A 26,868-nucleotide genomic window follows, 5' to 3' on the forward strand; every position below is an offset into this window, starting at 1 on the left:
ATGTTTTCGATATAGTTATTAAAACTGCGCATCTTTAGTAATACTTAAACTTATTGCATAGATGTGTAAAATACTTCCACTAACTGTGTTGTTATTGTTCGCCGGGATATTATCCAGTGCGCAAAATAAAGGGAACATTAAAGGAAAGCTCATCGATTCGTTGGATAAAAAACCAGTTGAATTTGCTACTATAGCCGTTTTAGATACCCGCGATACTACATCAACTTTGGTGGCTTACACTTTAAGTGATAAGGAAGGCACTTTTTCTTTACACAATATGCCGGTAGGGATTCCGCTTAAGGTTCTCATCACATTTGTTGCCTATCAACCTTATCGCAAACTTTTTACACTTTTTAAAGGACAGGTGCTTAACCTGGGGGCTATTAGTATGCGTTCCAGGCAATTAAAAGAGGTGGTGATTAAAGGCGAACGTATGCCCATTGTAATACGCAAGGACACCATTGAATTTGATGCCGAGGCTTTTAAAACCCGCCCCAATGCCGTGGTGGAAGACCTGCTGAAGAAGCTGCCCGGCCTGGAGGTTGCCAGCGATGGTACTATAACCGTTATGGGCAAAAATGTAACAAAGATATTGGTTGACGGCCGCGAATTTTTTGTTAACGATCCAAGGATAGCATCTAAAAACCTTGATGCTGATATGATAGCCAAAGTGCAGGTTTATGACGATCGCGAAAACGATCCGGATCACGTGGTGCCCGCGGCACAGCTGAATAAAATAATCAACCTTAAATTTAAAAAGATATTGAAAAAAAGCCTTTTTGGTAAAGTTTACGGGGGTGCAGGTACGCAAGATCATTACCAGGCCGGCGGCCTGATAAACCTGTTCAGGGATACTTTACAAGTGAGCCTGTTAGGCGTAAGTAACAACCTTAATAGCACCGGGTTTGATTTTAACGATCTGTATACAATGGGCGGCGTAAACAGGGGGGGCGTAGCGTTTTCGCAGGGAGGTTTTGGTTTTGGCAGGGCACCTGCAGGCAAGCAAACAACAACATCGGGCGGCATTAATATCAATACCGATTACGGAAAAAAACTAAAAGTGAACCTATCATACCTGTACAACCATAATAGTACCGCGTTTAATACGGTTACCAACAGGCAGCAGTTTTTAGCCGATACTATTGCCACAACCCGGTCAGTAAGCAACAACCGCAATACCACCGGTAAGCATTCTTTAAGTGCATCAGTACGATGGAAGCCCGACCAAGCCACAGAGGTTAAATACGATCCCGTTATCAACATTGCGCAAAACGATGGTTCAAGCGGTTATAGTAGTAATAGTTTCAGTAATTTTATTAATCCAATTAACAACGCTGTTAACAGCAATAACTCGTCGGGGAACAATTTTAGGTTTGAGCATGCATTGAGTTATAACCGGCAATTGAAAAAGCAGGGGGCATCTGTTAATATAGAACAAAATCTGCAAATCAATCCAAGCCGGAGCAATGGCTTTGATAGCCAGCAGCTAACGTCGTACATCACTTCATTTCCCTCATACACTTTTATGCGGCAGGATATAAACAATAACAGGGATAATGATGCCCGTATCAAGGCATCGTACCGTTACCCCGTAAATCAGAAGTTAACTATCGATGTAAGCGCGGGTTTAGATTACAGTAACCAGTTAAACAAGGTATCAACCTATAATTATAACCCCGTGACTGGCAGGTATGATAGCCTTTTACTGGTGCAAAGCAGCGATTTAACCCGAAACAAATGGGTGCAAAATTTAACGCCGGGTATTAGCTATCACTTTCCGAAGAATATTACTATTACTGCTCATTTATCGGCCATGCTGCAGGAAGTAAATAACGTTTTTAACAGGAATTCGCAGGATATAAATCAACACATTACCAATTTGCTGCCCAGTGCCGAACTGAGCGTCAATAACTTTTCTGCAGGGTACAACCAGAGTGTTCAGTTGCCCAATATTGGCGATATGATACCCTATACAGTAGTGTTTAGTCCATTATTTTCGGTAACCGGTAATCCGGACCTAAAGCCTACAACCCGCGATAACTTCAATATCAACTTTAATAAATATAATTACCAAAGTGGCATTATTCTGTACCTTTCTGCAAATGCCGCCTTTGAAAAAAACAGCATTTTCAGGGAACACACGCTTGATGCTCAACTGATTGAAACAAGTACGCCTATTAACAGGAATGGCAGGTACAACTATGGTTTTAGCGGCAGGTTTAGCAAGCGGTTTGCAAAAAGAAAGGATTTACAGTTTAGTGCGGCAAGCAATTTAACTATAAGCAAAAACCACGATTTTTATGTGCTGAACCACCAGGATGGTTATCAGGACAGTTATAGTATTAATATAACCGAACGTTTTTCTGTTAATTGGAAAGACATTATAGAAATAAACCCGGAATATACAGTAAGTAATGTTCACACAGTTTACAGCGGGGTAAATTTCAATAATCAAAATTATATTATGCACAACGCCAATGCGCATTTTAATGTTTACTGGCCAAAACGAATGAACCTTGAGGGAAGTTATACCTATTTATATAACCCATTGGTGCCAGCGGGTTTTCAAAAAAATAGCCACTTGCTTAGCCTGAGCCTGGCACGTGGTTTTTTGAAAAAGGATAGGGGCGAGATAAAGCTATCCTGCTACGATATTTTCAACCAAAATATCAGTACTGCCAGGGCGGTTAATGAAAATTCGATAACTGATGTTCAGTCACAGATAATCAAAAGATACTTCATGCTTACGCTTCAGTTTAAGTTCAATAAATCTGTTACAAAATAGTTAGCCGGTTTAAGTTAACGCAGGTTTACTTTTTGGCTTTCTCTAAATTGCGCTTTACCAGGAATTTAGTGATCCTGGCTATCAGGTCTAATGGCATAGGTTGATCAATGGGAAACTGAACAGACCCCTTTGCACCTTTGTATTTGGCAAGGTCATCTTTAAATTCATCTATCCCGGCTGGCGTTGGGTAAAGCCCAATGTGGCTTTTATAACCTGCAAAGTAAATAAGGTTACCATGTAAAGTAAAGGCAGGCATGGCATAGCTTATTTTTTCTTCGGCTTCCGGGGCCGCCTGCCTGATGGTAGCGCGTACCTGTTGTAATATTTGTTGAATATCCTCGGGAAAGCCTGCAATATAATCGTCGATAGAGGCTGGTTTGGCTGTTGTCATAAAAATTGTTTTAAGTAATTGGTTGTCAGGGTTATAAATAGATAGAAGGCCTAAATATACAAAACCTATATCACGTGTGTTAAGTGATGCTGTATTTGTGTAACAATTTTTTGTATGGCCGGATAGAGAATATATAGAAGAGCAGCGGATGTCAACAGGCAGTTTAAAAAAGATTTCGGTAAAAATAATGGCCTTTATTACAGTGTGTTGGATGCTTTTTATAAACTATTTTTAAAAAATAATTTCCAAACACAAAAAAAAAGCTACATTTGCACTCCCCAAAAGGAGGTATCATAGCTCAGTCGGTAGAGCAAAGGACTGAAAATCCTTGTGTCGCTGGTTCGATCCCAGCTGATACCACCATACTGGACAGGTCAGATAATTCTGATTCTGTCCAGTTTTTTTTTGCCCCCAATCGTTTATTAATCAGCAAGATAGCCCCTACGGTTTCATTGATCCGATTAGTTCGGATCAAGCGGAATTCTTGTGGGGGGGGATAAAAAGTTAGGCATAGATATTAGCAAGTCTGAATAAGAAGAAAGAAGTATCCCTTACACCTCTTAAAGTAGCTCTGAAAGCCTTGACTTTAGCGTTGAAAGATTCTGCAGATGCGTTGGTACTCTTGTTATCGAAGAAGTTTAAGATAGATTCATAATGCGTTTTTACAGATCTGGCAACAGTTTTAAAAGCATCAATACCTGCGTCTTCTACATCATTATACCAGATTGCCAGTCTTTTAAACGCCTGCTGCTTGTCTTTACAGATAGTGAAAATCTGCCCCAGCCGGATTGACAGGTTGTAGGCTTTGAGCAACAAGGGATACCTTGGAAACAACAAATCAGCTCTTTCTTTCTGTGATACGGTCCATTTAGATGGGTGTTTAAATAGTAGATACCTGCTTCTGGCCAGTAATTGTTTTAAAGTATCCCCGTTGCTAAATACTTCAGGCTGATAGCTTTGCTTGTTCTTTTTAGCGTCCTCTATTGCTTTGTTCTCTTGCTCTAATGCTTCCCAGCGATATTTGATCCTAGCTTCCTGTGCAGCATCATAAGCCAGCTTTTGTACATGGAACCGGTCAACAACCCGCACAGCATTATTGAAACACCTGCGGATAGCTTTGATCATGTTAGCAGCCATATCCATCGTCACTTCCTTAACTTTATTCCTTTTACGGACAGGTATTCGCTCCAGTACAGCCATGATCTGTTCGGCCTGTGTGCCTTTGATCATCGCTACGATAGCCTTTTTACCCCCTTTGGCTGCTTTATTGGTAACAATGGTATACAGTTCTCCGTTGCTCAAGGCGGTTTCATCTATACTAAGGTAAGGGCCTATATTATCTGCAAACAGCATCCACTCCTCTGCATGCTCTTTCTGGCCCCAGCTCTGAAAATCACTCAGGTGATCTTTATATTGCTGACCGAGCTGCTTGCCGTCCACCTGATATAACTTGCCTAATAAATGGCTGCTAATAGGATGATTATCCAAATATACCTTTTAAAAAAGTGCCGAATTCTGTTGTCATTCGCGCACCTTTTCTTACTAAATCCCAGTCTCTTGTGATGATCTCTCCACTTGTTTTTACTTCCCACCTGCGTCTTTTGATACAAAGAGCTACTTTATGACCGCGGATGGGAAAGTCCTGTATAGCTGTTTCCGGTAAGAAACCTTTTGATTCAAGTTGTGCCTTTTCATACCCCGATGGAGCGAGGTTCTTTTCTTCCAGGTAAATGTTTAGCTGCCCATTTTCTGAAGAATTAACATTTATAAGCTCAAAATATGCTAAGATACCTTCTGGTAAGATTAAACGGACAAGGGTTTCGTATGCTGCTGACAAGGGTATTCGTATTTGTTATTCCTGCCGCAAAACAAATACTTTTTTTATTCGCCCACAACTTTTCGGACTGATCCATTAGTTCGATGTTCTAATCCTGAAAAACCTATATTTTGGGGATGGATCGAACTAATTATACGTCTCTTTTGCTCAGTATCACCTTGTTTATACTTGTCAGCCAATATGTTAAGGTTCGACATTAGCCCATTTAGCTTTTGATCGACCATTTTAGTAGATAGAATAATATCCGGCAGTTTTTTTTCAAGGGAATTGATCTCAATTTCGCACTGGTTTTTGACTGCCTTAAAATCTGCATGGGTAAACTCTCCCGCCATGAAATGATCTCTGGCCTGGGTAATACGTGCATTCAGTGCCTTAATCTGCTCAACCATCTGTTTTTGGCTGTATTCGCCGTTATTGGAGTGCAAGCGGAAGCTTTTACTAATGCATTCTCTGTAAAACGGTTCATACTTCTCTCTTATGCCGACCTTCAAAATTTCCTTATCAACGGCTTTATTAACGTCCTCTGCTTTGATACGCCATTTACAAGCGATTCCGCAATGGTAATAATGATAATATTGTCCGGCCTGACCTTTGGAAGAACTGCCGGTCAATTTGCGAGTGCATTTTGGGCAATCTAAAAATCCCCTCAATTGTAGATGTTCCGAACTGCGTATCGTTGTGGCTTTTCCTTTTATATTACCGTTCAAAACATCCTGAACACGATTAAAAAGCACTTCGCTTACTAATGGCTCATGCTGTCCGTTTGCCAAAAAAGCTTCTTCGTCCTTATATTTAGGAACGGGTATTTTCCCGCAATAGATCGGACTCCGTAGGATATTACAAAAGTTATTGTACCCGCAAGTAATGCCATTCTCTTTTGCTTGCTTGTAAATTTCCCGCAAGGTAAACTTACCTTCTGATACGTCTTTAAACGCTTTGCGCATAGCAGAAGCGATGGGCTCTTTAGGTGCTATATATTTTCGCCCGTTTTCAATAAGGTTAGCATAACCCACAGGTGCGCTTGAAGTCCAACGCCCCTCTTTCTTTGCACGGCGAATACCATGAAAAACATTTAAGCCTCGGCGGTCATTCTCTACTTCCGGCGCAGCAAGATAAAAGGCCAGCATCATTTTGTTTTCCGGTATTTCCAGGTCAAGTGGCTGTTCAATCGCTTGTGGTTCGACACCAAATTTATTGAGCAGGTTAATCATATAATACGCATCTCCCGTATTCCTGCTAAACCTATCCCATTTGGTAAAAAGGATCAGATCAGCTTGGCCGCGGCTTTTTCGCAGGTCAACTAAAATTTTTGACCAGACTGGGCGGTTAAATGTTTTAGCTGAATGATCTTCATAATACACCTTGCCAACCTCTATGGATTTTATTTCGCAGTACCTACGTAACACTTCTTCTTGGTTACGTTGGGAATAGCCTTTTTCGGCTTGTTCATCGGTGCTTACCCTCACATACAATGCTGCTTTTTTCATGTTTTTAACCTTTTGATACACTACCAATTTAAGGTTTTTCAGGCAAATAACCGTCGTATTTTTCCATATATTTACAGAATTATGAACCTTAAAACCTTTAAAATGACCGCAATTGAAAGTTATTACGACCTGTTACACCAAATAGAAATAAGCGATTTTAAAATTGGTTTATATGCTAAAAATCCCGAAGAAAAAGAGGATTTAATTAAAGAACAAAATCAAAACGCAGAACTCAAAAATGAACATGAAAGCCTAAAAAAGCAATTAGCTGAACCCAGCGCTATAGCCGATGAAATCAGAACATCTTTGATTCATGTTGCTAATGGTGTTCTTAGCAGCTTTGCTAAAATAAAACAATGGGGCAGCTATTATCCGGATTTAAGCCAAGGCATGGTAATACCCGGCTACTTGTTCGGTAAAATACTTACAGACTTCAATACTGCATTAAAATATGAGGGCGCAAAACCTATTGTACAAATCTTTATGTCACAAAGGGAATGGGATTACAAACCCCTTGAATTATTGGTGCAATCATTACGGGATGAGTTAATCAAAGCAAATTTCAGTTCCAAAATGCAAGCCATAGAATATTACGAGCATATCCGCGCAAGTGTTATAGTTGTTGTAGAAGATTTGCGAAAAACAGGCTTAATCTAATACAACGTATGGGACTTTATGTAGAATCACTGAATAATTTACCGGCTGATGGCAGCCGGGATTATTATATTTATTTACTTGATTATGGCTGGGACACACCGATTGGTAACGCTTTAAATCAGAATTATGAGCGAATGGTCACTATCGCTGCGCGGAATAATGCAGTTATCATTCGTGGAACCAATCGGGTGCATTTTGAAGACGAAGTCCTTTCCTGGCATAATATCAATGGGCAGGATGCCCAAGATCTTTTACCCGCAATTTTGATTACTAACCGTAATCCCTATCATTTTAAATACAGCACCAGGCCTGAAGATGCTAACCCTGTGGAAAAAGATCTGCGTTTAATCCTGATTCCATTAAAGAAATTTTGCAGAGATGCCTCGGAGGTTGTACAGTTAATAGAAAAACTGTTTAATGATATCATTCAGCAAAAAGCATTAAAAGACTTCAGAATTGCAAAGGAATTTGTTAAGGATAATCGGAGGGCAATGGCCGACTTAATCACTTTAGCCCCATCCAAAGGAACTGAAATAGCTGTTGAAAATATTGTTGACTATCTTAAAACCGGTAGAGGAACTTCATTATTAGTTGAGAAAACAGTGTTGCCTATCCATTTTGAAGACCGTAGCGGCACTGAATTTGAACGGCTGGTGTTTGCCTACATTTCCAGGTTAAAGAATTGGGATAGTATAGAGTGGCTTGGGCAAACCGGAGACGATGACGGGCGCGATATATGGGGAGTTAGCGAGGACAAGAGCTATTGTTATCAATGCGCTAATTACCGCTCACTTGTTTTAAAGAAAGTCACAGATGATATCGACAAACTGGTTAAAAAAAATGCCATCCCGAATTGTTTTACGGTCGTTTGTGGAGGTCGGGTAAGTGTCAATACCCGAGCAGTGATCAAAAGTTATGCTGCACAATATGGTATTAGAGAAACTCATATCTGGAGCGGTGTTGAACTGGAAGAGAAACTACGCCAGGAAGTACCTGAACTGCTGAAACGCTTTGTAGAGGGCGAAGCTTTTCCTGAATTGAGCCCTAAATAATTAAAAGAGCTTACGTATTATAAACTATCCTTAAAGCATCCCCCGTCTTATCAACTACGAAATGGCTTCCCATATATTTCAAATTACCCGGAAATAGCAAGCAAACCAATTTACGTTTTTGTTCTACGGTTGCATTTTGATAGAAAAGTGCCAGGTTTAATAATTGCTTCTCATATTTCTTTAATGCACGTTGTACCAGTTGCATTGGGTCGTTCATAGAAGCAAGCAAGTCGTTCAAAACAGCTATCTTCTTTTCTGCTTCCGTTTTAATGTTGCGGTAGTCATCGGAATCGAGATCTCCTACCAGCAACAGGTCTCTGGCTCGGTTTAAACGGGTTTGCTGATCTTCGAGTTGCTTTAACGTTTGTTTTTGCCGGTTTTGCTGGTCAGTATATTTGTGTTGTGCCACATCCATAATGATCTTTTTGAACAACAAAGTTACTTCCGGCCTGGCTACATATTTTTTTAATTCATCTATCAGCGCTCTATTAACCTGATCAGCGCTGAAACGGGTGCCACAGGAAGAGGAACAATGATAATAATAGTAATAGTTACGGCTGCCTTTGGAGGGGCTGCCTGTGAGCATACGGGTGCATTTGGGACATTTTAAAAAGCCCCTCAATGGCAGTTGCGACGGACTGACCATCTTTTTAGCCTGCCGTAGCCTGCCGTTTAATACCTGTTGTACTTGGTTAAAGACCACTTCGCTGACGATGGGCTCATGTTGAGCATCGACCAGGTGCAGGGGTTCGTCTTTGAAAGAAGGAATAATGATCTTACCGCAGTAAACCGGGTTGCGGATAAGGTTCCAAAAATTATTGCGGCCACAGGCCAGACCCCGTCCCTTGGCCAACTTCCAAATTTGTTCCACCGCGTATTTACCCAAAGCTATTTCTTGGAAAGCCCATCGCATGATAGCTGCCTGCGGTTCTTTAACCGCGATGTACTTGCGACCATCTTCATAGGATTTATTGACATAGCCGACCGGCGCAGAAGATATCCAGCGGCCTTCTTTTTTCGCCCGCCGCATCCCGTGAAAGATATTCAGTGCACGTCGATCATTCTCTACTTCGGGAGCCGCCAGATAAAAGGCCAACATCATTTTATTTTCGGGTACGGACAGGTCAAGTGGCTGTTCGATGGCCTGCGGTTCGATTTTATAGTTGCGCAAATGACTAATCATTTGATAAGCATCGCCCGCATTGCGGCTGAACCTGTCCCACTTGGTAAACAGGATGAGGTCTGGACTACGGCGTTTGTTTTTCTTTAAGCCGGAAAACATGGCCTGCCAGGCAGGACGGTTGAATGTTTTGGCCGAGTGGTCTTCGTAAACTACTTCAAGTACGCTGATTTCCTTCAGCTGACAATACTTGTGCAGTACTTCGTCCTGATTGCGTTGGGAATAACCTTTATCTGCCTGTTCGTCGGTACTAACCCTGATATACAAGATAGCTGTCAACATCATACTCGGGCCATCTCGTTAATGAATATTTCTGCAAGTAGATATAGGAACGCAATGATCTGCTCGGCCTCTTCTTTGTCAATAGTAATACCATTCTTTTCGAACAGATCGATAGCTTTGTGCGGGGTTATGGAGCGTTTTTCCGTTAACATCTTAGTGTCCTTTCTCTTAAAAGATACGAAGATGCCGGAATTTTAGAATTGAGGTTCGCAAGAAAGTCGTGAAATGCGAACGAAAAATAAATACCCTCGATTTAATTGCTCCTATTAGTTAAAGGTACATCCTTAAAATACTCTTTCAGGAAGGAAAGAACGAATGCGATGAACGCATCCATCAATTCATCCGGCGTGTAAGGCCTTTTAGATATTTTAAGCTTTCGACTTTGGATTGGGTCTTCGCTAAGAAAAAAATATTATCATCTGGGTCTTTGATGATGTAAAATTCAATGCCCTCCGATCTGTATATTACTTCAGTACCATTTAATTCAAACAATACGACCTGGGGCATGATCGAACTTTTAATGGCTTGCGTTTCCATGATTTAGAGATGAGATTTAATTGGTAATGATAAAACAATCGGGACATATTATCAATCAATTTTCTTTTTTTATCGCAACTACCGCGCCTCTTGCGAACAGCAATAAATCAACCACCCCACCTTTGACTATCAATTCAGATAGTCATGAAAAATCAAAAAATAATGTCCGATCTCAAGGGCCGAGCATTTAACGGCCAATTCTATGCTAAAATCAAACGCATCCGAACGGAGCCGCCACAGCGGATACGTCAGCTTTTACGATCCTTTATTCCAATTGACCCGCCGGGCAGGCGGCATGATGCTGCTCAGAATTAGCATACGGGCGAAGCCGATATGCGGCTAAGAGCGTCCTATTTTTCTTCGAAAAATTGGAGCAAGCGGGAATTGGGCAGAGCCCTATTCTGCTTGCCGTTTGCCCAGCAAACGGGGTTTCATGTATACTCCGGGTATACATTGTGCCCATAGAAGTACCGGCACGCCGGAAAAATGTATACAGTGGTGTATACAATGATTAAAAAATAAGATGAAAATAGCTAAAGACCTTAATGTGAAAACCATCCGGTTTCCTATTGCGCTCGACGATAAAATCTGTAAGCTGACTAAAAAATTGGGGCGTGGCAAACTGCAATTGTTCAGCCAGATGGTCGAGTACTTTCACCGTACCGGCAAAGACCCGGCGGATATTAATGATGAGGTATTGAAAAACACGCTGGTCAAAAATCACGATACCTATATTCGTTTTATTCGGGCACAGGAAGAAAAAATGCTTATTCCCATCAAGACCGAGGTTGACCGCATGGTCGCTTCGCAGTTCAAGATTATCGACAGCTTTAATAACCACGTCTTAAAAGCCAACCGGGATATACTGGCAGGCCAGGCACAGCAATCAACTGAAACAAATCGCCTGCTTAAAACCATTTCTGATAAACTGGATGACAAGGAAAGCCTGAAACTTAAATTCCTGTATATCCTGAATTATTATAGCAAAACCAGCTATAATGTTTCGTCAAAGGATAGGGAAACATTACTACAGGAAACAAGGCAACATATCAGCAAACTATAAATCTCCCTTCAAAGGGTTAGGAGGCATATTATGTATATCAATATCACTGACAGCGAAACTGCAGATAACAAAGGTAGCAGCAGTAGCCTGGTTCACTATCTGGATAAGGAAAACCGGATGGATAAGGAAAGAAGACCGGAACTATGGTTTAACCAGGAACGTCATAGCATACAATCCTTTGAAACCATGCAGGCCATAGATACTAATGTGGCTAAACTGGGCAGGGCCGATTCCAAGTTTTTCCTTATCAATATCAGCCCAAGCCAGAAGGAGATCGCCTTTCTCAAAGAAAAGTACGGGGAACATGGTGCACAACAGCAACTGAAGGCCTATGCAGCTAAGATCATGGACGAATACGCTATGAATTTCAAGCGGCCGGGCATTAATAGCAATAAAGATCTTCTTTGGTTCGGTAAGCTGGAAAACTACCGTTATTATAGCCATAAAGACCCCGAAGTTAAACAAGGATTAAAAAAGCGCGGTGAACGCAAGCCGGGCGAACAAATGCATATACAGGTCATCGTCAGCCGCAAGGATATTACCAATAAAGTCAAACTCAGCCCAATGAACAATTCACGGGGTAAAAATGCGGCTCATTCCCAGAAACTGGGTCAGTTTGATCGCTCGGCCTTTAAACAATCAGGTGAAACGCTGTTTGACAAATATTTTAGTTTTGAACGCGGTTTTACAGATACTTTTAGCTATGCCAACCAAAAGAAGAAAGGAACACTTGACCAAAGAATAGCGCTGCATGCGGAAAAGCGAACCCATGAAACCGGGCAGAAAATAAGGCCGGCCCAAAAGCAGCAACAAAACATGCCCGTCAAAAACCAGGGCAGGACACAAGCCCCTGCCAATATACTACAGATCGCTCTCGCCAAAGGGGGAACCGACGTGGCGCCGATCATCCCGCGTAAAAAGAAAAAAAGAAAAAATAACGAGCGGCAACAAGATCAGGGACTGACTTTATAATCAATTCAATTAGATATTTACTATAAAGATCAATGTTCTCCCTATCGGGGGAGGATGTAGGAAGGACTCATGCAAACAGGAGAAGATACACAAGGATTGCGCAAGATCATCGATTTTACCAGATTGATCAGCATATTCATATTGGCTATCCATTTTTATATCTGCTGTTACCAGGCATTTATAAGCTGGCATTGGACAGCAATGATAACTGACCGCATTATAGGCAACATTGCCCGTGTAGGTTTATTTAATGATCTGTGGAAACCGAAACTTGCGGCCCTGCTGTTTTTGATCATATCCTTAACCGGCGTAAAAGGCAAAAAGGATGAGAAGATCAATTACAAGAGCATTATTGCCTATCTCCTTTCTGGCCTGCTCGTTTATTTTATAAGCAAATTAAGTTTTTACCTGCCGGTCAGTTTACCCGTAATTGCCATTGTTTATATGGCCTTAACAGGGATAGGTTATTTGCTCATCTTAACAGGTGGCACCTGGTTATCACGCTTGTTAAAAGACAAACTGATTAAGGATATCTTCAATTCAGAAAATGAAACTTTCCCGCAGCAGGAAGAATTATTGGAAAATGAGTACTCCATTAACCTGCCTGCCAAATACCAGCTCAAAGGCCGGATACGCGATTCATGGATCAATTTTATCAATCCATTCCGGGGCATATTGGTGGCAGGCACACCCGGCGCGGGTAAATCTTACTTCGTGATAAGGCACGTTATCGACCAGCATATCAAAAAAGGCTTTTCCATGTTCGTCTATGATTTTAAATACGATGACCTCTCGAAAATCGCCTATAACAAGCTGTTAATGTACAAGGATAGCTATAAGGTTAGACCTTCGTTTTATGTGATCAATTTCGATGACCTGAACCATACCCATCGCTGCAATCCGCTGGAGCCGGAAGCTATGACCGATATTACGGACGCGACGGAAGCGAGCCGCACGATCATGTTAGGACTTAACCGCGAGTGGATAAAAAAACAAGGCGAATTTTTCGTGGAAAGCCCGATCAACTTTTTGACAGCCGTAATATGGTATCTGCGCAAATACCAGGATGGTAAATATTGCACCTTGCCCCATGTGATCGAACTGATGCAAACTGATTATGAACAGCTATTCTCCGTATTACAGGAAGAAGAACAGGTGCGGGTATTGATCAATCCTTTTATTCTAGCTTATAACAATAGCGCCAGTGCCCAATTAGAGGGTCAGATTGCTTCCGCCAAAATAGGGCTGGCCCGGTTAGCTTCACCCCAATTATACTATGTGTTGAGCGGCAATGACTTTACGCTGGATGTCAATAATCCAGAAGAACCGAAGATCGTCTGCATGGGAAACAACCCGCAGAAACTACAAATTTATGGGGCGGTATTATCGCTGTATATATCCCGTATGATCAAACTGGTAAACCGGAAGGGCCAGTTAAAAAGCAGCCTGATCTTTGACGAGTTTCCAACCATCTTTTTCAATAACATGGACAGCCTGATCGCCACGGCGCGGAGCAATAAGGTGGCCACGACTTTAGCCGTACAGGATTTCAGCCAGCTACGAAAAGATTATGGCGCTGAACAGGCAGACGTCATTACAGGAATTGTCGGGAATATCATCAGCGGGCAGGTGACCGGGGATACTGCCAAAACCTTAGCCGATAACTTTGGCAAGATCGTGCAGGATAAGAACAGCATGACCATTAACAGCAGCGATACCTCTACCACCAAAGCTACCCAATTGGATTACGCGATACCAGCCTCTAAAATTGCAACATTGTCGTCAGGTGATTTTGTCGGTATGGTGGCCGATAATCCCGAACAAAAAATACAGCTTAAATTATTTCACAGTGAGATACAGAACGACCATGAGGCCATTGCTAAAGAAGAAGCCGGATACAAACCGATACCTTTAGTGGAATATGTTTCGCCGGAAGATGTGGAAGAAAACTACCAGAAAATCAAAGCAGCAATAAGCGTGCTTATTGCTGAGGAAATGGAAAAGATCGAAGCCAGGAAACCGAAAGAGCGACTTCAAATTCAGAAGGAAGAACAAGAAAAGTTAAAAGATGGTACCGCAAATAACGAAGAGCAAAATATATCGATATGAAAGCCAAGCTAAGGCGGTAAAGTATCACTATTTAAATAACTAAATTTAGATAACTGATTCCCAAGATTTGTATTGCAAGCTGAAAATTTAAAACGGAATAGGAAATAATAATGACACTCCCGGATTTTTTCATATTCCTGAATTTCCAGATTATCCAATTCAAGATCCATTTGATCTCTCCAATGGCAGGCAAAAGTAAGCTGATCATGCCGTCGTAAATTATTTGATTTATTATTATTTATTCTTCCATCATTTTTTTATTTGACTTTTTGTGAATTACCGACCAACAAATTTCGCCTGTTCTTCAAGATAACAGGCTCTTGTAGGGTAATCTCGGATGCAGTTTCAAGACCCTCAATAATCTTTTAATAACAATACGACAACATATTTTATTAACACTGACTAATTGAATGAATGCCTAAACTTCAAGGGCGAAAAGTTGGTTTTTATTTTGAACAGCTTTTTAAGCGATAGCGGATGTTCAAAATCCAAATCATATGCAATTTCGCTCAGGGATAAATCCGTTGTAGATAGTTTCTCCTTAACTTTTTCAATCAGCTTGTTCTGAATATGTTTTTGTGTACTCTGTCCTGTCAATACAACCCCTTGAATACGTTGTTGGCATTTGAGAGTGCTTTAAGTAGTGAAGAGTGCCCCGTTTTGACCAACATCATTCACTCCGTGCAAAGCAGATATAAATAAGCTTAATTATAGCTGTAAATCCGACATTTTATAATGTTAAAATTATATCACAAACTATTTATATTTCCATCTACTAAAGGCTTGAAATATTTAGCTTTGATTTCCATAGCATTAAACCCATTTATTACCGTTGATGAATAAACCATTACTACACTTTTTTGCCCTTATTCTTTCGGCTTTTTTTATCCTGTTAAATAACAACAGCTTTGGTCAGTCTATGAGGTATTTAAGTATTGACAATGGGCTTTCTAATAATTCAGTTAACACGTTGTTTCAGGATAGTTATGGTTTTTTTTGGTTTGGCACTTACGATGGCCTGAACAGGTATGATGGCAGCAATTTCCAGGTATTCAAAAACAAATGGAACGACGAAGAATCGCTTAGCAATAATCACGTAAATTGTATTACAGAAGGTTGGGGGAAAAAAATTTGGGTAGGAACCGAAAGCGGCGTTGCTTATTATAATTATGCAGACGCAAAAATTCACTCGGTGTATTATCACCCGGCAACCGGGAACAAATTAATAAAAATCACTTCAAAAATATACAACCTGGGCGCCGATGTAAACGGAAATGTATACATCGGGACCAACGACATTGGCTTGTTAGTATGTAAAAAAGGGCAGATAATTTGTCGCCAGGTAGTTTACTCAGATAAAGTCCGCAATTATAATGTTCATAACATATCTATTGATAAACAGGGCCGGATATGGTTGTTTATCAGTGGTATCGGCCTTTGCCAGTATAACAGATCGTCGGATAAAATTATTTTAATTAGCGATAAGTTGGAAGGTGTTAGTTGCATTACTCCTGATTTTCATAATGCCTTTGTTTGGATGGGAACAGAACAGGGGCTTTATAAATACGATGTAGCACATGATAAGTTAATTGATGTGAGTCAGAAGGATAACAAATTAACCAGCAAAAACATCATGCAGATATACATTGACAAAGCTGAAAAAGTATGGGTTGCTACAGATGGCGGAAGTATAAATATAATTGACCCTTTTACCGGGAAAGTGAGTTATCTCCTAGCCGGGGAAGCAAAAGGCTCGTTAAGCAGCAGCTCGGTATATTACATTTATGAAGACAGGGATTCACGAAAGTGGATAGCCACCCTCAAAGGCGGAATAAACATAATAGACAACAAAAATCACCCTTTTACAGCAATCACCCACGACCCTGCAAATAAAAATAGCCTGATTAACAACTTCACCCGCTCCTTTTGTGAGGATACCGATGCAAATATATGGATTGGAACAGCAGGAGGAGGCCTAAGTTACTGGAATACCAAGTTAAATATCTTTACAAATTATCGACATAGCGAAAACTCGCCGGCTTCATTAAGCAGCGATCTTGTAATGAGTATAATCAATGACTATAAAAACAATATATGGATTGCCAGTTTTAACGGCGGCATCAACCTGTTTAATAAAAGTACGCAAACGTTTAAACATTATAGATGCTTTAACACTGTTACACGGATGGAAGACCGCAGTGTCTGGAAATTATTTGAAGACAGGCATCACAACCTATGGGCTGCTACCACGCGAGGGGGCGCTTTGTATTTGTATAACTCTACAACAGATAAGTTTGAGCTGTTTGATAGCCGCCTGACCAGCATCAATTGTTTTTGTGAAGATAAGGAGGGCAGCCTATGGGCAGGAAACAACAGCCAGCTGATTAAGATTGATTTAAACGGCAAACGGCATCGCATTTACCCTATGAACTCAGTAATATTTACTATTCACGAGGACAAGATGGGAAGGTTTTGGCTGGGAACAGATGTTGGTGGCCTGCTTTTGTTTAACCGAACCAAACAAACCTTTACCAGATACACCAGCGCCGATGGCTTGCCAGGTAACACAGTACTTAACATACTAGAAGATAATGAAGGATCAATCTGGTTCAGCACCTATAATGGGCTCTGTAAATTCAATCCGGCTTCGAAAACTATCAAAAACTATTATGCATCAGATGGACTTTTATGTAATCAATTTAGTTATAATGCCGCTTTAAAACTAAAGTCGGGTCAGTTTTTATTCGGAGGGATAAAAGGATTCAATCAGTTTAACCCCGATAGCCTAAAACGTTCCATAAGTAATCCGGAAATATTCTTAACCGGATTAAGAATAAACAATCTATCGATTGAGCGAGACCCTGCATATAAGGGTAAAGGAAGTGTGATGAATATTAACGAAATCACGGTGCCGTATGACAAAGCAGTTATTTCGGCAGATTTCATTGCGCTTGAGTATTCTTTTCAGGATAAAATTTCATACGCTTATTATCTGGAAGGGTGGGATCATGTTTGGAATAATGCAGGGAAAATAAGAACCGTTAATTATACACACTTGAATGAAGGATATTATACGTTAAGAATAAAGTCAACCAACACTGATGGCGTATGGATTAATAACCAGCGCACCATTAATATAACCATTTTGCCACCCTGGCAAAGAACGTGGTGGGCTTATTTGATTTATGCTACTATAATCGGAACAATTATTTATCGGTTTTGGCTGTACGCTATGAGACAAACAAAACTAAAATATGAAGTGCAGATTGCCAATTTGAAAGTTGAACGGGAAAAAGAACTGAATGAAAAGAAGCTGTCGTTTTTTACCAATGTTTCGCACGAATTCCGTACGCCGCTTACACTTATAATTAACCCGATAAAAGATTTATTGAACAACGATAAAAACAATTCGGAACTAAACACCATTTACAGGAACGCGCGCCGCCTGCTTGGCCTGGTTGACCATTTATTGCTATTCAGAAAAACTGAAAGCGAAAATGGCCAGTTAAAAATTGTTAACCTGAATTTCTATGCGCTTACTAAAGATGTTTACTTGTGTTTTAAACATCAGGCTAAAATGAAAAATATTTATTATCAGTTTGATTGTGATGATGAACAATTGATGATAGCCGGGGATCGCGAAAAGTTGGAAATCGCTTTATTTAACTTGATATCAAACGCAATAAAGTTTACTCCAGAAGGTGGTAAAATTAATATACGCCTTTCTGAAACGGAAACTAGCGTAGTAGTTGAGGTTTGCGATAATGGTTGCGGTATTGCCGGGGACGCCGGAGAAAAGCCGTTTGATAAATTTTATCAAATTAAAGATAATTCCTTACTCAAAACAGGTTTTGGCATCGGCCTTTATCTTGTAAAAAGCTTCATAAAGAGCCATAACGGAGAAATAAAATACTTTAAAAACGAACTGGGAGGCACCACATTTACAGCAACGTTGCCCAAAACCAGCCTGTTACCGGCAAACGATGAAGCAGAGCGAAAAACATCTGACCAGCACCTGCTAGAGGAATTGATCAATAACGAGTCACAGGAAGGGATCTCGGCCGAGGAAGATGTAAGCAACCTGGAATTACTGATATCCGACAGGCAATCCTTGCTAATAATTGATGATAACTTGCAATTGCGGACTTACATCAAAAAAATCTTTAAAGAGAAATACAAGACATACGAAGCGACAAACGGCGAATCGGGTCTGGAAATGATTAAAAAACACGTGCCTGATATAGTGATAAGCGATATTGTAATGGATTCGCTATCGGGAATTGATTTATGCCGGATTATCAAGCAGGATGCATCGCTTAGCCATATCCCGGTTGTGTTACTCACAGGTGACCCTAACCCCGAGGCGAAGCTAGCGGGTATAGAAGTGGGAGCCGTTGACTTTGTAAGCAAGCCCTTTGAAAAAGATCTACTGATAGCCCGGGTACAGGGTATTTTGAAAGACAGGCAGGAATTGCAAAACTATTTTTATAACGAGGTAACCTTAAAGTCAAACGCCCGTAATATTTCCGAACATCATAAAGACTTTTTATATAAGTGTATTGCGATCATTGAAAACTACCTGGCCGATCCCGATTTTGATGTAAAAACAATAGCCAACGAAATGGGGATGAGCTATTCCAGTCTGTTTAAAAAGATAAAAATTGTAAGTGGTAAATCCGTTAAAGGTTTCATTCGCTTTGTAAGGTTACGCAAAGCCGCCGAGCTTATGATCCATACCAATTGCAATGTAAACGAGGCTGCTCTGAATGCCGGGTTTAACGACATTAAATATTTCCGCGAGCATTTCATAAAACAATTTGGAGTTAAACCATCGGATTTTATTAAGAAGCATCGCGCAGCATTCCGCAAGACCTTTTTGATGGAAGAGCCAAGGCGTTAGTCATAATATCTTTTCGCCAGATAGGATAGAACTCCAGAAAGGCCAAATTAAATTTTGCTGTGACATCCTCTGCGAACCATCGTGTCTCTCATGGTTGATTTTCTCGACAAGGTGTGCAAGGGCTCACAAAGACCAATGGAATTCAAGAACGACAAAATATCATTTTTGTATTGAATTTTACTTTTTTATTTTGATACAATCTTTACTTCGCTCTGCCATATACGGTTTTGAAATATAGTCTTTAATAGGTATTCAAAATTGTTTGTATTCTCCAACAGAGTAGACCAAGAACGAGACAATGACCAAATACTATTAGCTGCTGCAAAACGGCGGGCCCTATCGGGATACTTTCGGTTGAATCATAAGTTAGTATAGTTTAAATCTCTCAATCATACCACAGGAAATTCTACACAATGGAACAATATCTTGCGAATGACGCAAAAAGGGGGGCTATGTAGATTTACCCCCCCGTCAATTTACAGGTTTGTCCCCCACGGGCGATGAAAAAATCTCCTTATTTAGTTTCTATCGATTGGCGCCAAGTCGTTCATTTTTAGTTATCAGTAAAAAACGCTTACATCAAACAGCTATGTATCAGTATGCTTTGTAAAAACAACTATGCCCGCAGTATAGCTCCCAGGATAGGGTTATACCTGCCAGAAAAAAAGAAAAAACATCAAATCAAAAACAAGTTCAAAAATTAAATTATATGAGAAAAAAATTTACTTACGCAGTTTATATTACGTTTATTTTAAGCGTAATAATTAACAGCTTTAGCCAACCTGCATTTGCACAGGGCACATCGTACGTGGTGAAAGGAAAGGTGGTAGACAATAAGAACCAGCCTCTGCTCGGTGCTTCTGTGAAAGTGGACGGATCAACACAGGCAGTAATCACTGACACCGAAGGCAGCTTCAATTTAACGCTTAATGCTCCGGCCACGTTAACAATTAGCTTTATAGGCATGGAGCCTCAGCTGGTTCGGGTAAGCAGTACTAACAGAACACCAACAGTAATACTGATGGGCAATGGCAAGCTACTCAACGAAGTAGTGGTTGTAGGTTACGGTACCCAAAAACGTTCGGACGTTACGGGGTCAATAACTTCGGTACCTAAAAAGAGACTCGAGGAATTGCCCGTTACTAATGTTTTACAATCAATAGAAGGTGCGGTGGCGGGCCTGACGGTTACTACCACATCTGCCATTCCGGGCAGTCAACCGGCTGCGCTCATCAGGGGGCAAAACTCTATTACCGCAACTTCAGGCCCGTATGTAGTAGTTGATGGTATCCCGCTGAGCAAAAGTGGTGGTTCGCTCAATGATATTAACCCCAATGATATTTCTTCGGTTGAAATATTAAAAGATGCCTCTGCAACTGCAATCTACGGTATGAACGGTTCAAATGGAGTTATACTGGTGACTACAAAACGCGGAACATCCGGCAAACCGGTTATCCGCTACAACGGTTATGCGGGATACGAAAATATCGCGCATTTGCTTGCACCGCGTGACCCTGCATCATTTACACAAAAATACCTGGATTACCTGATGGAGACCGGCGGCAAACAGCAGTTTACCGAACCGGTTTACAATAACGGTGAAAGAGCCAACTACGCCAAAGGCATCACCACCGATTGGGTGAAACAAGCAACGCAGCAAGGAATAATGCAGGACCATAACCTCAGCATTTCAGGTGGCACTCCTGATACTAAATACTTCATTTCGGGCGATTACCTGAACCTAAAAGGTGTGGTTAAGGGCTACCAGTATCATCGGGTAAGTATACGGTCAAACCTGGACATTAATGTAACGAATTTCTTAACAGTCGGTACTTCAACATTCTTTTCAAATAACAACTATGATGGTGGCCGTGCCAATTTACTGCTCGCCACTGCTATGAGCCCTTACGGGACCGAATACAATCCGGACGGCACCTATATGATATATCCGCAGTCGCCCGAACAATTGTATACCAACCCAATGTTGGGACTGACCACTAAACAGATAAACCGCAGCGTGAACCTAAGCGGAAACGGCTACGCCGAAGTAAAATTTGGCGGTGCAATTAAAGGATTAAGATACCGGCTAAACGCGGGCTATAACTATTTGCCTGCCCGTGTTGACAGTTACAGCGGGCGTTTGGCGAATACGCCATTAGGTGCAGCGAGTGCAGCCAGTTCCGAAACACAAAGTTATACCATTGAGAACCTATTGTACTATGACCGTGATTTTGGAAAAAACCATTTGAATTTCACCGGTTTGTACAGTGCACAGCGCCGCAGGTATTTTACCTCTACCGCATCAGGTACCGGTTATATTAATGACGAACTATCATTTAATAATATCGGCGCGGGCAGCACTTTAAGTTCATCGTCATACTCTGATCGTTACGCGGCTAACTCGCAAATGGGACGTATTAACTATTCTTACGATAGCAAGTACCTGTTAACCTTAACAGCCCGTCGCGATGGTTCCTCTGTATTTGGCGCTAATACTAATAAGTATGGCTGGTTTCCTTCGGCTGCTGCCGGCTGGAATATAACTAAGGAAGCCTTTCTTAAAGATTCGAAGGTTGTGGATAACCTTAAGTTACGGCTGTCATATGGTAAATCCGGTAACGAGGCGCTGCCTGTTTACCGCACTATTACTACCGATGGTACCATACGTTCTCCATTCAACGGCGTAAGCCAGATAGGTGTACAAGCCAGCAACCTGGGTAATACAAACCTGCATTGGGAAAGCACTGTAAGCACCAACCTTGGCATGGACTTTTCATTGCTCAAAAACCGTATTGCCGGCACTATTGATGTATATAGCTCAAATACGTCGGGTTTGCTGCTAAGCCGCGGACTGCCTGGCATTACCGGTTACGGTTCAGTGCTTGATAATATTGGCAAAACCTCAAACAAAGGATTGGAGATATCACTGAACACCCATAACATCGATTTGAAAAATTTTCACTGGGAAACCAATATTGTTTACTCAACCAACAAAAACAAAATTATAAGCCTTTACGGAGATGGTAAAGACGATTTGGGTAACCGCTGGTTTCTTGGAAAACCCATAAGCGTAATCTACGACTATAAGATGACGGGCATTTGGCAAACCGGTGAAGATGCTTCAAAACAAGACCCCGGCGCTAAGCCGGGCGACCTTAAATTTGCTGATTTGGACGGTGATGGAAAAATAACTGCTAACGACAAAACCATTTTAGGCCAGACAGCGCCTAAATGGACAGCCGGTATTACCAACACCTTCCACTACAAGCAAATTAATCTTAGCGTATTTATCCAGACGGCCCAGGGAATGTTAAAAAATAACGCTGATTTTAACTATGCTGACGAAGCCGGGCGTAGAAATACACCTGCCGCAATTGGCTATTGGACACCAACAAATGGCAATAATCAATTCCAGGCATTATCGTATACCAACACCCGCGGTTATGGTTATCCGCATAATGCCAGCTACACCCGCATTAAAGATATCACCCTAAGCTATGTATTTTCACAAAGAATACTCGATCAGTTACATATTGCAGGTTTAACAATCTATGCAAGTGGCCGGAACCTGTACACCTTCACCAAATGGATAGGCTGGGACCCGGAAGATAATTATTCAACACGAGGATCAGGAGACTGGACCAATAACTACCCGCAAACCCGCACCATCGTTTTTGGAGCCAATATTTCTTTAAAATAAGTTAAACGTAAAAGACATGAAAAAATATTCAATATTGGGTGTTGTATGCATACTTGCCGTGACAATTACGTCATGTAAAAAAAACTATCTCGACGAAAAACCCTACTCTTCATATACGCCGTTAACATTAACTGACTCATTAGGATTCGAGGCATCTGCTATTGGCCTCTATAATTATGAAACCGGTATTTTAACTTACTCAGGCCGTCAGGGTTGGCCAAGCGTTTGGCAGGTTGGAACCGATGTGGCCAATGCCACCGCACAGCAAGAGGGCATTGAAGTGCCCTATTATAATTACAGCCTGTTAACCAATACAGATGCCGCTGCATCTTACATCTGGAGTAAGTATTACGCGTTGATTAACAATGCCAACATTATTATTGCTTCTGCCGAAAATCCGACGACTACCAAGATTACTTTGGTAGGCAAAAAACAGGTTGAAGCCGAGGCAAAATTCTTTAGGGCCTATGCTTACAATAACCTGGCCACCCTTTTTGGTAAAGTGCCGCTGGTTACCGCCCCGGTAAGCGGCTACAAGGCTAATTTTACACGCACAGCACTTGATGCCGTGAATGCGCAGATCGTTAGCGATCTTACTTATGCGAGTACCAACCTTGCCGACCTTAACAGTACCGGCAGCAAAGTGAATATGCAGGGCAAAGCTGTTGGCCGGGCAAATAAATACATGGCGATGCAGCTGCTGGCCGAAGCGTATTTGCGCATGGGTAAAAACGACCTTGCCGAGCAACAGGCCCAGGCAGTTATCAGCAGCGGTAAATTCAGCCTCGTTAACTCCCGTTATGGTGTTAGGGCAAGCGGCAGGGGCGATTATTATTCCGATATGTTTGTGTATGGCAATCAGCGCCGTTCGCAGGGTAGCTCCGAAGCTATTTGGGTACTCGAGCAAGAAAATCCAAACACGGTAGTAGGCGGCAACGTTGATAATGCGCAGCAGCGCCGTGTTTGGGGAGCTGCCTATTACCAGGTGCCCGGTATGTTGCCATGTGATTCATTGGGTGGCCGCAGTATTGCAAGGTTACGTTTAAGTAACTGGGTACTATATGGTTTATACCCTGCAGGCGATATGCGTAACTCGAACAACAATATCAGAAGGCAATATTATTATAACGACCCATCCCCCACCTATAGCGCACTTTATGGTAAACCGGTTCCGTTTACCGGTACCGATACATTGTTCAGAATCTGCCCAAGCACTACTAAATGGGGCGCGTTTGACCCCAATGATACCTTTGGCTATGCCATGATAAAGGACTTTATTATGATGCGTTTGGGTGAAACTTACCTTTTAATGGCGGAAGCCCAGGTAAAACAAGGTAAAACCGCCGAAGCCGCTGCAAGTATCAATATTTTGCGTACCCGGGCCCGGGCCCCGCTGGTAACCGGCTCGCAAATGACTATGGATTTTATACTTGATGAACGGGCGCGTGAGTTGATAGGTGAAGAAAACAGAAGGTTAACCCTGATGCGTACCGGTACACTTGTTGACCGTGCTATCCGTCTTAACGCCACTGATGCAGTACATCCAACCGTTGGGATTGTCGCTAAAAATCTTTTACTGCCAATTCCGCTTTCAGAAATTCAACTAAATAAGGATGCGGTTTTAGAACAAAACCCGGGCTACTAAAATGCGAAACAGTTAAGCGGCACTTATTTGCCGCTTAACTTGTTATATTTATCTATCGATGCTCTTTTTTCTAATGACTATAAATGCATCAGTATTATGATTGATGGCGATGGCTGCCTGCACATGGCATGGGGGATGCACAATCAACAATATAGCGGCTAATATTCAACCTGAAGCAACTAAAACTTTAGAACCAATAACCACTAAAAAAATCGGGCTGATTATTGCAGGTGTCACTATCACGATACTTCTATTGATTCTGACTACATCCCATTCAAATTTAAAACCCTACCGTGCGGCTCCTATTTCTCAGGATTTGGCTTAAACTTATCAAGCACAACTTTGGGAATTATAAAAATTGCCACTTCTGTTTTACTGTATTTAGTTCCTTTTAACATTTTGTTATTCATGGATTATCTTTTCAGAACAAGACAACGTCAGTTAATCCCGGGAGAACAAAATCATTAACAAATTAGCTGTGTATCCCCTCGACCCATTCATATACAATTGAATGAAAGCAGAGCAGGAATGGTGTGGTCAAGTTTTCGAGAATGTCCTCTTGTCATCGTTATTCACCTGGGGAATATGCTAAACCTGGATAAACCATAAAAGCACTTCGCTTAAATCCTAAAAATGTTGAGGCTTTAAATAACCTGGGGTTGATTTATCATGATATATTTCAGGACACTCCTGAAGCTATCAATTGCTTTCAAAAGGCCGTTGAAATTAGCCCTCGATTTACAATAGCAAAGTTAAACCTGGGATTCGCATTGAGGAAATTCCCGGATAAATACGATGAGGCGGCAGCCATTTATAAGGATATTTTGTCTTATGACCCTTATGAATCAACACTCTTTGGTATTTATAAAAGAGAATCAGTAGATATTGATAAGCTGATTTTATTTTCGAGGCTACTAAATAAGAATCTGTTTCTATATTATTTGAATGAGGAACCTTTGAAAAGCATGTTCAGTAAAGACATGGTGACACTTCAAAATCGTATTCTCGAACTTGAAACCGAATTGAGTTCAAAAGGCGAAAAGCTAAAGGATTTAACAGACATTATTGAAACGCAAAAAAAGGTAATTTCCTTGTATGAGGCTAATGTTTCTAATAAGGCAGGTGGACGAAACAAACGAAGTAGATAATTACTATAAATTATCCCTTCTAATCAATTTCCTGATATTCCTGGAAATGTAGTTTAATTTAGTGACATCCTGCGTTGCGAGTCGACCATCGTACCTTGCTTAACATTAAATAGATGACTTCTTCGGTTTCAATCGTGGTATCGCCCAAAGCAAATTAAATAGATTGACTTCCCTTACTTAATCAATATTCATAGAATTACAACTGAATAGTATGCTGATTAAAAAACAATACCTTTGCATAACATTTTTGTTAAACATGTTAATCAATGGAAATTTTAGCCACAGAAACGGAACAACTTATTAAGGACACCGCAAAGAAGGTATTCTTTGTAGATGGCAACATACATGCTACTACACAAGATATTGCTGATGCAGCCGGAATTAACCGTGCCTCCATACATTATTATTACCGCAGCAGGAAAAAACTATTAGATACTGTTCTTCAGGAAGCGATGATCGAGATGCAAACAAAAATTCAATCTATTTCTGAGCAAGCGATCACGTTTAGAGAGCAAACCGAAAAGTTTATAGAATTTTTTTTAGAAAGATCATTACAACACCCTTACCTGGAAATGTTCATTATTACGGAATTGAATGCCAATCCTGAACTGGCCGCCCTGGCATTAAATAAAGAGGAACGGGAAGCAAGGGTAAAAGATGTGACAGAAGGGATTGAAGGTGAAGTAAAAGCTGGAGCTATGAAACCGATCCACCCAGCACAATTCATGATAACATTAATTTCATTATGTTCTTTTCCATTTTTAGGTCAGACACTCCTTCGCCACATCCTGTCGATGGATAAGGAAACCTATGTCAAGTTTATTATGGAAAGAAAGAATGTCATTATGAAGTTAATTTTTTTAGATGCTTAAATTAAAGATATTGTATCCTTTATCTTAATCTCTATCAGAAATTTCCCGTTTTCGCGCTAAAAACGAACTTAATAGCACCTGGGGGATATAAAGTCAATGATTTCCTGCATTTTAATTTGAGTTAATCTTTCGAAAAACGATTTGGAATTAAAAAGTATATTTTTACTTTTGTATTTAACAATTTTGTTTAATAAATATGTTTTATAAAAGAGCATCTGTATAAGACGTGAACGCTTATAAAAATGTAGTGA

General features: G+C 40.9%; 18 protein-coding genes, 1 tRNA gene and 1 pseudogene. 12 read left to right on the forward strand and 8 right to left on the reverse strand.

From position 1 onward, the window contains the following. The first annotated feature begins 61 nt into the window (after nt 1–61). Nucleotides 62–2,785 carry an outer membrane beta-barrel protein gene (locus AC1RM2_RS22850; RefSeq protein ID WP_492987464.1) on the forward strand — a complete coding sequence of 908 codons (2,724 nt, stop codon included), beginning with the start codon at nt 62–64 and terminating at the stop codon, nt 2,783–2,785. Nucleotides 2,786–2,810: 25 nt separating this feature from the next. On the opposite strand, the gene AC1RM2_RS22855 is transcribed toward AC1RM2_RS22850, so the two are convergent. Continuing rightward, nucleotides 2,811–3,176, reverse strand: a complete 366-nt coding sequence (locus AC1RM2_RS22855; protein WP_492987465.1) for an iron chaperone — start codon at nt 3,174–3,176, stop codon at nt 2,811–2,813. Nucleotides 3,177–3,463: 287 nt separating this feature from the next. On the opposite strand from AC1RM2_RS22855, the gene AC1RM2_RS22860 reads away from it, so the two are divergent. Further along, nucleotides 3,464–3,539, forward strand: a tRNA-Phe gene (locus tag AC1RM2_RS22860). Nucleotides 3,540–3,680: 141 nt separating this feature from the next. Here AC1RM2_RS22860 and AC1RM2_RS22865 read toward each other — a convergent pair. The 3 genes from AC1RM2_RS22865 to AC1RM2_RS22875 are packed head-to-tail and all read right to left on the reverse strand — an operon-like array spanning nt 3,681 to nt 6,500. After that, nucleotides 3,681–4,664, reverse strand: coding sequence for an ISAon1 family transposase (locus tag AC1RM2_RS22865; protein WP_492982900.1), 984 nt, complete (start codon nt 4,662–4,664; stop codon nt 3,681–3,683). After that, complete coding sequence (locus AC1RM2_RS22870; RefSeq protein ID WP_492982898.1) at nt 4,657–5,013, reverse strand: ISAon1 family transposase N-terminal region protein; 357 nt, start codon at nt 5,011–5,013, stop codon at nt 4,657–4,659. Before AC1RM2_RS22870 ends, AC1RM2_RS22865 begins: the two co-directional genes overlap by 8 nt. Before the next feature lie 44 nt (nt 5,014–5,057). After that, on the reverse strand, nt 5,058–6,500 hold the full coding sequence (locus tag AC1RM2_RS22875) for a recombinase family protein (RefSeq protein ID WP_492987466.1): 1,443 nt from the start codon (nt 6,498–6,500) through the stop codon (nt 5,058–5,060). 102 nt (nt 6,501–6,602) lie between these two features. Here AC1RM2_RS22875 and AC1RM2_RS22880 point away from each other — a divergent pair, with 102 nt between their 5' ends. Then, nucleotides 6,603–7,157, forward strand: a complete 555-nt coding sequence (locus AC1RM2_RS22880; RefSeq protein ID WP_492987467.1) for a hypothetical protein — start codon at nt 6,603–6,605, stop codon at nt 7,155–7,157. Nucleotides 7,158–7,165: 8 nt separating this feature from the next. Beyond that, complete coding sequence (locus AC1RM2_RS22885) at nt 7,166–8,209, forward strand: hypothetical protein (protein WP_492987468.1); 1,044 nt, start codon at nt 7,166–7,168, stop codon at nt 8,207–8,209. A 10-nt stretch (nt 8,210–8,219) separates the two neighbouring features. On the opposite strand, the gene AC1RM2_RS22890 is transcribed toward AC1RM2_RS22885, so the two are convergent. From AC1RM2_RS22890 to AC1RM2_RS22900, 3 genes are all read right to left on the reverse strand, one after another. Further along, a complete protein-coding gene (locus AC1RM2_RS22890) occupies nt 8,220–9,674 on the reverse strand; it encodes a recombinase family protein (RefSeq protein ID WP_492987470.1) in 1,455 nt (484 codons plus the stop codon). Further along, a complete protein-coding gene (locus AC1RM2_RS22895; protein ID WP_492987471.1) occupies nt 9,671–9,823 on the reverse strand; it encodes a hypothetical protein in 153 nt (50 codons plus the stop codon). Before AC1RM2_RS22895 ends, AC1RM2_RS22890 begins: the two co-directional genes overlap by 4 nt. A gap of 181 nt (nt 9,824–10,004) precedes the next feature. Beyond that, on the reverse strand, nt 10,005–10,208 hold the full coding sequence (locus tag AC1RM2_RS22900) for a hypothetical protein (protein WP_492987472.1): 204 nt from the start codon (nt 10,206–10,208) through the stop codon (nt 10,005–10,007). A 523-nt stretch (nt 10,209–10,731) separates the two neighbouring features. Here AC1RM2_RS22900 and AC1RM2_RS22905 point away from each other — a divergent pair. The 3 genes from AC1RM2_RS22905 to mobC all read left to right on the forward strand — a co-directional run bounded on the left by AC1RM2_RS22905 (nt 10,732) and on the right by mobC (nt 14,352). Beyond that, nucleotides 10,732–11,271: a BfmA/BtgA family mobilization protein gene (locus tag AC1RM2_RS22905; protein WP_492987473.1), complete on the forward strand. Its 540-nt coding sequence runs from the start codon at nt 10,732–10,734 to the stop codon at nt 11,269–11,271. Nucleotides 11,272–11,301: 30 nt separating this feature from the next. After that, nucleotides 11,302–12,243, forward strand: a complete 942-nt coding sequence (locus AC1RM2_RS22910; protein ID WP_492987474.1) for a DUF5712 family protein — start codon at nt 11,302–11,304, stop codon at nt 12,241–12,243. 69 nt (nt 12,244–12,312) lie between these two features. After that, nucleotides 12,313–14,352 carry a conjugal transfer protein MobC gene (gene mobC / locus AC1RM2_RS22915; protein ID WP_492987475.1) on the forward strand — a complete coding sequence of 680 codons (2,040 nt, stop codon included), beginning with the start codon at nt 12,313–12,315 and terminating at the stop codon, nt 14,350–14,352. Between the two features lie 402 nt (nt 14,353–14,754). Here mobC and AC1RM2_RS22920 read toward each other — a convergent pair. Beyond that, nucleotides 14,755–14,952, reverse strand: a pseudogene (locus AC1RM2_RS22920) (helix-turn-helix domain-containing protein); the annotation flags it as partial. Nucleotides 14,953–15,187: 235 nt separating this feature from the next. On the opposite strand from AC1RM2_RS22920, the gene AC1RM2_RS22925 reads away from it, so the two are divergent. From AC1RM2_RS22925 to AC1RM2_RS22945, 5 genes are all read left to right on the forward strand, one after another. Further along, entirely contained in the window at nt 15,188–19,252 is a 4,065-nt protein-coding gene (locus AC1RM2_RS22925) for a hybrid sensor histidine kinase/response regulator transcription factor (RefSeq protein ID WP_492987476.1), read from the forward strand. A 709-nt stretch (nt 19,253–19,961) separates the two neighbouring features. Continuing rightward, the gene (locus AC1RM2_RS22930; protein ID WP_492987477.1) at nt 19,962–22,952 is read left to right on the forward strand and encodes a SusC/RagA family TonB-linked outer membrane protein; all 2,991 of its coding nucleotides are present in this window, start codon (nt 19,962–19,964) and stop codon (nt 22,950–22,952) included. Nucleotides 22,953–22,968: 16 nt separating this feature from the next. Further along, nucleotides 22,969–24,597 carry a RagB/SusD family nutrient uptake outer membrane protein gene (locus AC1RM2_RS22935; RefSeq protein ID WP_492987478.1) on the forward strand — a complete coding sequence of 543 codons (1,629 nt, stop codon included), beginning with the start codon at nt 22,969–22,971 and terminating at the stop codon, nt 24,595–24,597. Between the two features lie 605 nt (nt 24,598–25,202). Beyond that, nucleotides 25,203–25,745 carry a tetratricopeptide repeat protein gene (locus AC1RM2_RS22940; RefSeq protein ID WP_090652604.1) on the forward strand — a complete coding sequence of 181 codons (543 nt, stop codon included), beginning with the start codon at nt 25,203–25,205 and terminating at the stop codon, nt 25,743–25,745. Between the two features lie 266 nt (nt 25,746–26,011). Further along, nucleotides 26,012–26,617 (forward strand): TetR/AcrR family transcriptional regulator, encoded by a 606-nt coding sequence (locus tag AC1RM2_RS22945; RefSeq protein ID WP_090652603.1) that lies wholly within the window; start codon nt 26,012–26,014, stop codon nt 26,615–26,617. Nucleotides 26,618–26,868 lie beyond the last annotated feature (251 nt).

It is taken from the genome of Mucilaginibacter sp. GW822-FHT03E02 (genome assembly GCF_058801545.1).